At 35.6% G+C, this 10,735-nt stretch carries 10 protein-coding genes; 7 read left to right on the forward strand and 3 right to left on the reverse strand.

The features are described from left to right. Positions 1 to 77: 77 nt before the first annotated feature. A complete protein-coding gene (locus BFA01S_RS18780) occupies positions 78 to 947 on the reverse strand; it encodes a hypothetical protein (protein WP_066234401.1) in 870 nt (289 codons plus the stop codon). Positions 948 to 1,157: 210 nt separating this feature from the next. Next, positions 1,158 to 1,478 (reverse strand): thioredoxin family protein, encoded by a 321-nt coding sequence (locus BFA01S_RS18785; RefSeq protein ID WP_066234404.1) that lies wholly within the window; start codon positions 1,476 to 1,478, stop codon positions 1,158 to 1,160. A gap of 225 nt (positions 1,479 to 1,703) precedes the next feature. On the opposite strand from BFA01S_RS18785, the gene BFA01S_RS18790 reads away from it, so the two are divergent. The 5 genes from BFA01S_RS18790 (at position 1,704) to BFA01S_RS18810 (ending at position 8,300) form a co-directional block, all read left to right on the forward strand. After that, on the forward strand, positions 1,704 to 2,783 hold the full coding sequence (locus tag BFA01S_RS18790) for a D-alanine--D-alanine ligase (protein ID WP_066234407.1): 1,080 nt from the start codon (positions 1,704 to 1,706) through the stop codon (positions 2,781 to 2,783). A 100-nt stretch (positions 2,784 to 2,883) separates the two neighbouring features. Beyond that, the gene (locus tag BFA01S_RS18795; RefSeq protein ID WP_066234410.1) at positions 2,884 to 4,245 is read left to right on the forward strand and encodes a UDP-N-acetylmuramoyl-tripeptide--D-alanyl-D-alanine ligase; all 1,362 of its coding nucleotides are present in this window, start codon (positions 2,884 to 2,886) and stop codon (positions 4,243 to 4,245) included. Between the two features lie 507 nt (positions 4,246 to 4,752). Continuing rightward, on the forward strand, positions 4,753 to 6,228 hold the full coding sequence (gene cshA, locus BFA01S_RS18800; RefSeq protein ID WP_305848779.1) for a degradosome RNA helicase CshA: 1,476 nt from the start codon (positions 4,753 to 4,755) through the stop codon (positions 6,226 to 6,228). A 178-nt stretch (positions 6,229 to 6,406) separates the two neighbouring features. Further along, entirely contained in the window at positions 6,407 to 6,886 is a 480-nt protein-coding gene (locus BFA01S_RS18805) for a PH domain-containing protein (RefSeq protein ID WP_066234414.1), read from the forward strand. After that, positions 6,876 to 8,300, forward strand: coding sequence for a PH domain-containing protein (locus BFA01S_RS18810; protein ID WP_066234416.1), 1,425 nt, complete (start codon positions 6,876 to 6,878; stop codon positions 8,298 to 8,300). Before BFA01S_RS18805 ends, BFA01S_RS18810 begins: the two co-directional genes overlap by 11 nt. A gap of 33 nt (positions 8,301 to 8,333) precedes the next feature. On the opposite strand, the gene BFA01S_RS18815 is transcribed toward BFA01S_RS18810, so the two are convergent. After that, positions 8,334 to 8,936: a rhomboid family intramembrane serine protease gene (locus BFA01S_RS18815; RefSeq protein WP_066234419.1), complete on the reverse strand. Its 603-nt coding sequence runs from the start codon at positions 8,934 to 8,936 to the stop codon at positions 8,334 to 8,336. 102 nt (positions 8,937 to 9,038) lie between these two features. Here BFA01S_RS18815 and acpS point away from each other — a divergent pair, with 102 nt between their 5' ends. Together acpS and BFA01S_RS18825 are read left to right on the forward strand one after the other, a co-directional pair. Then, complete coding sequence (acpS, locus tag BFA01S_RS18820; RefSeq protein ID WP_066234424.1) at positions 9,039 to 9,401, forward strand: holo-ACP synthase; 363 nt, start codon at positions 9,039 to 9,041, stop codon at positions 9,399 to 9,401. A gap of 202 nt (positions 9,402 to 9,603) precedes the next feature. Continuing rightward, on the forward strand, positions 9,604 to 10,635 hold the full coding sequence (locus BFA01S_RS18825; protein ID WP_066234427.1) for an outer membrane lipoprotein-sorting protein: 1,032 nt from the start codon (positions 9,604 to 9,606) through the stop codon (positions 10,633 to 10,635). Positions 10,636 to 10,735: the final 100 nt, after the last annotated feature.

Below are 10,735 nucleotides of genomic sequence, written 5' to 3' on the forward strand. Positions count from 1 at the left end.
GATGGAAGTTTCACTTTATCTACAGATGTAAAAAAAAGAGGTCGTCTCATAATTTGAGTCCAACCTCTTTCAGGCAATTATCTATCGTATTGAACATGGATATCAGCAGGAATATAGTATCCTCCGCCTACTTGGTAATGGCCATTTTCAAAGCTATACACTCTTATTGTCTCACCGACACGAGTTTTTCTATGAAGTTTCCCATTAGGTGCGTAAATGTCCAGCTGTTGTTTCTTACTGTAAACAAAGCCAGTGTAGAATAATGTAGCTTTACTTTTCTTTACATAATATCCTCCGCCAACATCATATGAGCTTGCATTTTCTTTGAATACTTTAAGTCCTTCCCCTTTTGCAAGTGTTCTATGGACTTTTCCTTTTGGATTATACATCGGTATGCCTTTTTCTTTAATAAGCACACGACCGTAATGTGCATTTTCAATTTTTGATACTTCCATTGTTACTCCACTGCCGCTTTGAAGTTTGATCAGGCCGTGTCCAGGAGCATAATAAGCAACGTCTTTATTAGAAGCATTGTATGTTGTTTCTACTAATACACAATTAGAAAATGTCCCTGCCGGAGTTTTAACAGTATTATTCAATGAAATGATCCGTGCTGTTGCATTGTCCTTTTTCCACTCTGCACCTTTTACGAGCGGAAATTTCAGCTCTGTATAAGCTGATTCTAAACCGTAATCATCCTGTAAATATAATTTTTGGAAGAAGTCGCCTGCAAATTTGTAATACCATAGATCACTGCCATTTATTTTGCCAGTGAAAGTCGCAGTCATAGACGATCTGTTATGTTTGTTTTTTTGCTCATACAGAGTGTATGTATAGTTTTTTTTCGTATTCATTAGAAAGCTTGTCGAAGCTGCAGCCGCATTAGGCAGAAGACTACTAACTAATAAAACAGTAAATAATGTCATTATTAATATTTTATTCTTCAAAACAATTCTCCTTTTAAATAGATTTAATTTACCTATATTAACAAATTATACTAAAAAATACTTTCTATCGAGTGCGTTTATTCCTAATTCTTTATGGTGAAATTTACTTTACCAGTCTTGTTTTGAATAAAAGTAGTACTAAAGTTCTTTTTCTAAATTGCTAAAAGTAAAAAAACAGGCATTTCCATTACAGAAAAGCCTGTTTTGCAATTATGCTAAATTTTCTTTTAAGAATTCCTGCACCTGCTCTGGTGTTTTTGCATTTGCACTATGTAGATGAGCAAGTTTCTCTCCATTTTTAAAGATTAAGATACTTGGAATTCCCATTACTTGATTTTTTTCCGAGATTTCAGGGAATTCGTCTTTATCTATTTCGAACCATTTATAGTCGCTGTATTCCTCTAAAATCTCACCGATAAACATATTCATTCTTGTGCAATCAGGGCACCAGCCTGCAAAAAATTTAACGAGTACTGCTTCGCTGCCATTGATTAAATCATAAAATTGTTGTTCTGAGCTGATTTTTTCCAATGCAATCCCTCCTTTATATATTCTTTTTTATTATATAACAAGGTCTACGATGTTAGGGTAGCCGAAAACTGACAAAATCATGAATGAAAGGGAACGAATTCTTATTCACCTTCATAAAGACGGCTAACGGTTCGAAACGTATGAAGAAAATGATGAATAACGATAACAAATGAATTGGAAAGTGATAGAATGATAAAGATGAATGAACCGAGGGGGAAGTTAAGAGTGAAGACAAAATTAGGACTTATTTATGGTGGGAAATCTGCTGAACATAAAGTTTCTTTACAAACAGCGCTTGCTGTTATTAAAGCTTTAGATATGAATAAATTTGATATATATCCGATTTATATTACAGAAGAGGGAGCATGGATCCGCGGCGAGAAATTAAGCGAACCTGCTCAGGATGTAAAAGAATTAGAGCTTAATAATTCTGGCGATGAAGTGTCTCCGCTATCCTTTAATAAGGAGCTCTTTCCAACCGAACAGTCAGGAGAACAACTTGATGTTATTTTCCCGCTTCTGCATGGGCCAAATGGAGAAGATGGAACAGTTCAGGGAATGTTAGAGCTTTTAAATTTACCTTATGTCGGAAATGGTGTACTAGCTTCTGCAGCAGGAATGGATAAAGTAGTAATGAAGCATTTATTCGCACAAGCTGGCTTAGCACAAGCAGAGTTTGTTGCATTTATTAAAAATGACTGGGAAAAAGATTCAGAAGCTGCATATAAAGAAGTAGAAGAAAAGCTCGGCTATCCTTGCTTTGTTAAACCAGCTAATTTAGGTTCAAGTGTTGGTATTAACAAGTGTAATGACCGTGCTGGTTTAATAAATGCATTTAAGGAAGCGTTTGAGTTCGACCGTAAAATTATTATTGAAGAAGCGATTATCGGTCGTGAAATTGAAATAGGTGTTATCGGAAATGATGAGCCTTCATGTTCTGTCGTTGGTGAAATTGCTCCGAAAAAAGAATTTTATGATTATAAGGCAAAATATGAAGATGGGGATACAGATCTTATTATTCCAGCGAGTATATCAGAAAGTGAGTATGAAAATATTAAAGAAATGGCAATCAGATCATTCAAAGCAATTGATGGATCCGGACTTGTACGCGCCGATTTCTTCTTAACAAATGATGGTGAATTCCTTATAAATGAGGTAAATACAATGCCGGGCTTTACTCCATTCAGTATGTTCCCGCTTTTATGGAAGCATGCAGGTGTAGAGTATCCGCAATTAATTGAAAAGCTCGTTCAGCTTGCGATTGAAAGACATGAAATAAAGCAGCAAATTAAACATACATTTTAATAGAACAGGCTGTCTAAGAGTCTGACCCTGCAAATTATGTAGAGCTCTCTTTATATACTGCTTGCAGGGTCTGACCCTTTTTTGAAAGGAGTAAAGAGATATGATAAAGCGTTCGTTAAAAGAAATACATAAGATGATCTCTGGTTCGCATCTGCAAAGCGGAGATGAATCCATTCATATTAATGGAATTTCGACAGATACGAGACAAATTCAAGAGAATAATTTATATATCCCTCTCGTTGGTGAAAATTTTAATGGTCATACATTTGCTGAGAAAGCAATAGAACTGGGAGCTGCGGCAATTATTTGGGATAAAAATGAACCGAATCCGCCTCAAAATGTACCTGTCCTTTTTGTTGATAATACGTTAGGAGCGTTACAAGGTTTAGCAAAATCTTATCGTGATGAGCTTAATATAAAAGTTGTCGGTATTACAGGAAGTAATGGGAAAACGACGACAAAAGATATGATCTCATCTGTTTTAGCAACTACATATAAAATTCATAAAACAAAGGGCAATCTTAATAATCATATTGGACTTCCGCTGACGATTTTATCAATGCCCGAAGAAACAGAAATTGCTATATTGGAAATGGGTATGAGCGGAAAGGGAGAAATTGAACTTCTTTCTGCGATTGGCAGACCAGATGTTGCGGTTATTACGAATATCGGTGAGGCACACTTAATGGATTTAGGTTCAAGAGAAGGCATTGCGGAAGCGAAGCTGGAAATTACAAAGGGACTGAAAGAAGATGGTACCCTTATTTATTACGGAGATGAACCGTTATTAAAAGAAGGGGTAAAGGACTTAAGTATAAGAACTGTTACATTTGGTGAAACAGCTGAAAACGATTATTTTGCAACTGGTATAAACCAAAAGATTAATGGGACGTCATTTGCTGTAGCTGGAAATGAGTATTTCATTCCGGTGCTTGGAAAACATAATGTAAATAATGCTTTAGCTGCTTTTGCTGTCGGTAAATATTTTTCCGTTGATGAGCAAAATATGGCTACTGGTTTAAATAAGATTGAAATAACAGGAATGCGTTTAGAGCTCGTTCAGGCGGAAAATAATGTTTCTGTTATAAATGATGCCTATAATGCAAGTCCAACTTCCATGAATGCAGCAATTCAGCTTCTTGAGGACCTTCAAGGATTCAATAAAAAAATTGTTGTTTTAGGTGATATGCTTGAGCTTGGTGAAGATGAGAAGCTATTCCATCAGCAGGTTGGTGAAAAGATTAACGAAAAAGAAATTGCATATGTATATGCATATGGCAAGCTTGGCGAAGAAATTGCTGCTGGTGCAAAAAAAAATATACCTGGTGAGCGGGTATTGCATTTTCATGATAAAGAGGAATTGATTGCGGACTTAAAAAAGAAGCTTGCATCAGGCGATATTGTATTAGTGAAGGCTTCTCGCGGTATGAGGCTTGAGCAGGTCGTTGAGTCGATCCTGTAATAAAAATATCGTGTTGAAATTCTTATAAGTGGGTAAACTATTATTACAAGGTCATATTGTAATCATCCTTTTGTAATGGTATGATTAGATTCAAAGTGTTTGCGGGCTTTAAATATGTAAACTGCTGCCCTTTGATTGGAAAAGGGCATTTTTTGTGTTTAACAATTAAGTAGACAAAAGAAACACCGTCTATCCAATTTTGTTGGATACAATAACGATAGTGTAAACCAAGTAGTAGACGGTTATATATATTTTCAACAATAAAACAGTTAAGATTTATTTTAACTAAGCGTTTGTGTTTAGCGTAAATGCTCAGCTTATCGACTTGTAAATGTTTCCATAGTCAGAAGGTGAAGAACACCATCTATTCTGGATTATCTTATGCTTATCGAAGCTGATCAGAGCACTTACGCTTTTCTGATTACGTATGCGACTTGGAAAATTGTCAAGTTTACTAGTGAAGTCTGTAAATATTTACAGCAAAAGTAAAAAAGGAGTATGAAAACATTGACAATAACGTTTCAAGATTTAAATTTAAGTTCGGCACTTATGCAATCAATTAGTAAAATGGGTTTTGAGGAGCCGTCACCAATACAGGCTCAAACGATTCCTCTTGGTTTACAAAACAAAGATGTAATCGGTCAAGCACAAACTGGTACGGGTAAAACAGCTGCTTTCGGAATTCCTCTTATTGAGAAAATTGATATGAAAAATGAAAACATTCAAGCGCTTGTCGTTGCACCGACACGTGAGCTTGCGATTCAAGTGTCTGAAGAATTATATAAAATCGGTTATCATAAACGCTCACGCGTGCTGCCGATTTACGGTGGTCAAGATATTAATCGCCAAATTCGTGCATTAAAGAAAAATCCTCATATTATTGTAGGAACACCAGGACGTTTAATTGACCATATTAACCGTAAGACATTAAAGCTTGGCTCTGTTCATACGATCGTACTGGACGAAGCTGATGAAATGTTAAACATGGGCTTTATCGAGGATATTGAAGCAATCCTTTCAAATGTACCGAAAGAAAGACAAACATTGCTTTTCTCTGCAACAATGCCGGATCCGATTCGTCGAATTGCAGAAAAGTTCATGGTTAATCCTGAGCTTGTAAAAGTAAAAGCAAAAGAAATGACTGTTCCAAATATTACTCAGTATTATTTAGATGTTCATGAAAAGAAAAAATTCGATGTACTAACAAGACTGCTTGATATTCAATCACCAGAACTTGCGATTGTTTTCGGACGTACGAAAAGACGTGTAGATGAGCTTTCTGAAGCGTTAACTTTAAGAGGTTATACAGCAGAAGGAATCCACGGTGATTTAACACAGGCAAAACGTATGTCTACTTTACGCAAATTTAAAGAAGGTGCGATTGAAGTACTCGTTGCAACAGACGTTGCAGCACGTGGACTTGATATTTCAGGTGTAACACATGTATATAATTTTGACGTTCCACAAGATCCGGAAAGCTATGTACACCGAATCGGAAGAACGGGCCGTGCGGGTAAAACTGGTATGGCAATGACTTTTGTAACACCAAGAGAAATGGACATCGTAAAAAATATCGAGAGAACAACAAAGAAAAAAATGGATCGAATGAAGCCGCCGACTCTTGATGAGGCAATTGAAAGCCAACAGCAGTTAGCCAGCGAAAAACTTCGTTCTACAATTGAAAATGAAAACTTAGAATTTTATAAGCGTACAGCTGAGAATTTACTTGAAGAATTCGATGCGCAAACAGTTCTTGCAGCAGCAATTAAGCTGATGACAAAAGAACCTAATACAGCAAATGTAAAATTAACAGATGAGCCGCCGGCTTTCTCAAAATCACATAAAAACCGTTCATCTAATAACAGAAGACGCGGTGATTCTCAACGCAGTTCAGGCGGCGGAGCTAACAAAGGCCGTTTCTATGGACAAAAGAGCAAAAGCGGCGGGAATAGCAAACGACGCTACTCTAATTCAAATAAATAAGTAAGTATAAAAACAGGATGACTAATTAAAGTCAGCCTGTTTTTTGTTATACTTATCCTGTTATGAATTTTTATCCCATATTGAATGAGCAATTCTAACGATGGGCTAGTTTCAATTTCTGCCTAAAAAATGAAACTAGTTCATATTTCAATCGTATACATCATAAGGGGGGAAGAAGATGAGGAAAGCTCCGGAAAATAAAATAAGCTTAAAAGCATTAACTGTTTGGAAAATGAGCGGTATGATTCAATCATTTATTTATTTACTAATAGCGGCTGGCCTATCAGTAGGAATTTACTTTTTGGAATTTTCCTATTGGTTTATCGGTGCAATAGCCGTTTTATGGATTGTAATAGCTATTTTGATTACATTTATTATTCCAACTATAAGGCATCGCATATGGAGATATGAAGTGCATGAGCATGAAATTGAACTGCAGCATGGCGTTCTCGTTATAAAAAGGGTGCTTATTCCACTTGTTAGAGTTCAGCATGTTGATACACATCAAGGTCCTTTATTACGAAAATATCAGCTCGCATCTATTCAAATTTCCACAGCGGCAACTGTTCATGAAATTCCCGCATTAGAGTTAGAGGAAGCAGATATGCTCAGAGATTATATTTCAAAATTAGCCAGGGTGACTGATGATGATATGTAAACCGAAACGAATTCATCCTATAGGAGTCATTTTAACATTTATTAAGAGATTAAAAGATCTTGTGCTTCCTGCTATATTCATTCTTTTTGTTGGCAGTGAAGGGATGATAAAAACGATATTGACGATTGGATTTATCGTATTGATATTTGCTCTTCTTGTCGGCAGTTTCTTTAGCTGGATGAAATTCACATACCGTATAGAAGAAGGGGAAATAAGAATTGAATATGGTATTTTCGTAAAGAAAAAGCGCTATATTCCAATTGAAAGAATTCAAAATATTAATGAGAGTGCAGGCATTATTCAACGATTATTTAAGCTTGTTAAAGTAGAAATTGAGACAGCTGGAGGTGGAATGGAAGCTGAGGTTGGATTAGCTGCTATTCGAAGAGAAGATGCAGATTTAATAAGAGAAGTAGTCGCATTACATAAAAAAGGAAACAGTATTCAGGAAAATGATGAACAGCAAGTAGTAGAAAATACAAGCTTCCGAATGAGAGTGAAAGATTTAATTATTACCGGATCAACATCAAGCGGGGTAGGTGTCGTATTATCTGCGGGTTTTGCACTTGTTTCGCAGCTTGATGATATTATCCCGCTTGAAGAAATTTTCTCTCATATTCATATTCCCGAAGACACAAGTATGACGATATATCTTCTTTTAGGAATTGGTATTCTAATTATTGCATGGATATTAAGCATGGTTGGTGTTCTAATAAAATATGCATTTTTCACAGTGAAAAAAGTAGATGATGATCTTATTATTACGAGCGGCCTTTTAGAAAAGCGTCAATCTATTATTCCGAAAAATCGAATTCAGGCAATTAGGGTTTCAGAAAATGTAATAAGACAATTTTTTGGCTATGCGACTGTTTATATTGAGAGCGCGGGAGGTAATTTAGAGAACCCGACTTCTTCAACAATGCTGTTTCCAGTTGTAAAGAAGAAGCTCATTCCACAGCTACTAAGTGAGTTTACACCGGAATTTACATGGCAAAATAATTTTAACAAGCTTCCGAAAAGATCGATGAGAAGGTATCTGTTTCGGGCAGTTATGCCATGGATTATTATTGCTATCCCGCTCTGTATCTTCTTCCAGCCGTGGGGGTACTTTTCTTTACTTCTCATTTTATTAGGGAGTTTAAATGGTTATTTCTCTTATAAGGATGCAGGTTGGAGTATAGTGGACAATCAACTCGTTATGCGTTTTCGAAAAATTTCAAAAACAACTGTTTTTATGCATAAGAAGAGAATGCAATTGATCGAATATCGAACGTCCTTCTTCCAAAAAAGAGCTAAGCTTCAAACGATCTCAACAACAATTAAAGCTGGTATAGCGGGAAGCCGATATTTACTGAAAGATGTGGAAGAGGAAGATGTAAGGAAGATTGAAGAATGGTACAGAGTGGAAAAATAAGAAAAGAGTACGGTTATCTGTACTCTTTTCATTTTAGTAAAAATAATTTTTCGGTTTTTTTATAACGAGGGGTGCTAGTATAAACCCGCCAATAAATCCAAACAGATGGCCTATAACATTAATATCACTGTTAACAAATGTCATAATTAAGCCGATAACTAAGATACTTAAAATGATTTGTGAATTGGAACGGTCCATCATTCCTTTTCGGAAATAAATCATAAATAAATAGACCCCGAATAAACCGAAAATAGCTCCAGAGGCGCCGATATGTGCATAGTCTATCGGTTCAATTAAATATGTTGCAATATTAGCGATAATTCCGGCACCTAAATATACAAAGATAAATTTTGCTTTTTTTAATATTTTTTCTAATGCAGGTGCAAATAAAATTAAAGAAATAGTATTGAAAAGGACATGTCCAAAATGAATATGCAGAAAAACAGGAGTAAGAAGGCGCCAGTATTCTCCATCTGCAATTGCTGCATTATAGCCGCTTAGCAGGTTGAAAAGGATAACAACTGGAGCAATTGGGATTTGGAAAAACAGCCAGATCAGAGCATGGATGGCGGCGATTATAGAGACAATAGGATACAATCGTATAAATGTTTGAAAGCTTTCTGTTCGTGTAAACATTGCTTAAGCTCCTTTAAGTTGTGAATGAGATGTTCTTATCGATATATTAACACGAATATGAAATAATAAATAAAAATAGTACTAAAATGCGGGGGGATATAAATGATTTTAGGAATAGGATTGGACATTATTGAACTGGACCGAATTAGAAGAATTGTTGACAGACAGCCTGGGTTTATAAAACGCATTTTAACAATCAATGAAATTGAGAAATTCTCAGATTTGTCAAAAGAAAGAAAAGTAGAGTTTCTGGCAGGCAGATTTGCAGCAAAGGAAGCATATGCAAAAGCGCTGGGAACTGGAATTGGCGAAGATTTTAGCTTCCATGATATTGAGGTAATAAACAATAGAAGAGGAAAGCCAATTATTAAAGTAGAAGAAGAGCATTTACATAATATTCATCTTTCCATTACACATAGCCGTGAGTACGCGGCAGCACAAGTTATTATCGAAAAAATAATTTAAGGATAGGGTAATGAATTTTAAATAAAAACCAGTATGTCGCTGTTTCGCATGACATACTGGTTTTTATTTAAGCTGTACTCAATTGATACTTGTCTCTTCTTAGTTGCATATTCGATAAGTTTGTCTCATATATTTGGTATTGCGATAGGAGAGAGGACTAACTCTCTTTGGAAGTTATATGAGACAAAAGGGGCTGAATAAAGTGAGGAAGCAAATTGTTTTATTTTTCATAGGGATTCTCACAATTATTGTATTAGCTGGTTGTGGGGAAAGATCACAAACAGATGTCGTGGAATCATTAGATAAAAAGGTGAAAGAAATGTCAGGCTATAAGGCAGAAGCGAAAATGACACTGCAAACAGGAAACGAAGAGCAAGTGTATGAAGTGGAGATTTGGCATAAAACGCCGACATACTACCGAGTACATTTAAAAAATGCGGCAAGAGATCAGAGCCAAATGATTCTACGTAATGATGAAGGGGTGTTTGTCTTAACACCAGCGCTTAATAAAAGTTTCCGTTTCCAAAGTGATTGGCCGCAAAATAGCAGTCAAGCCTATCTTTTTGAATCGTTAGTGAAAGATGTGTTAGAAGATCCGGAAGCGAAATTTACAGCAAATGATAAAAATCAATATATTTTTGAAACGAAAACAAATTACCAAAATAATAAAATGCTGCCAATGCAAGAAATTACTTTTAATAAAAAGGAATTATCACCTGCTAGTGTAAAAGTACTAGATACGGATAGAAATCCTTTAGTAGTTGTTGAGTTTTTAAAATTTGAGTTTAATACATCATTTGATAAAAACTCATTTGATGTGGATAAAAATATGTCAAGTGCACAAATCGAAGTGCCTACATTAGCTTCAGGAGAAAGAGAGCCATTTGCTGTGAAATACCCGCTTGAACAGCCAACAGGAGTTAAATTATTGGAAGAAAAGGAAATGGAAACTAAAAATGGGAAGCGAGTTATTTTAACATACGGTGATGTTGATGGAGAAAAATCATTTACATTAATTCAGGAAAGTACGGAAATTGCAACACCAGCATCTGCGTCATCTTCTACTTTTATGAATGGGGAAATTGTTGACTTAGGATTTACAATTGGAGGACTTAATGAACATTCCCTAACATGGACAAATGCTGGCGTCGATTATATGCTGGCATCAGATGATTTAACAGAAGAAGAAATGATTATGATTGCAAAATCTGTTGCAGGTCAAGAAAGTAAGTAAAATCGGGTGGGTCTTTCCACCCGTTTTTTAAATAGAAGTGGTTACAAGCCTTTGTATTTATTCTTATTTGACAATTATACGGTATAATCGAGATAATTTA

Origin of the sequence: Metabacillus fastidiosus NBRC 101226 (genome assembly GCF_001591625.1) — a bacterium.
Lineage (GTDB): Bacteria > Bacillota > Bacilli > Bacillales > Bacillaceae > Metabacillus > Metabacillus fastidiosus.

Bases quoted from the DNA above. Each gene is read 5' to 3' on its own strand.
- acpS (WP_066234424.1), top strand. From the start codon at position 9,039: ATGATTTTAGGAATAGGATTGGACATTATTGAACTGGACCGAATTAGA.
- BFA01S_RS18805 (WP_066234414.1), top strand. From the start codon at position 6,407: ATGAGGAAAGCTCCGGAAAATAAAATAAGCTTAAAAGCATTAACTGTT.
- BFA01S_RS18795 (WP_066234410.1), top strand. From the start codon at position 2,884: ATGATAAAGCGTTCGTTAAAAGAAATACATAAGATGATCTCTGGTTCG.
- BFA01S_RS18815 (WP_066234419.1), bottom strand. From the start codon at position 8,936: ATGTTTACACGAACAGAAAGCTTTCAAACATTTATACGATTGTATCCT.
- BFA01S_RS18810 (WP_066234416.1), top strand. From the start codon at position 6,876: ATGATATGTAAACCGAAACGAATTCATCCTATAGGAGTCATTTTAACA.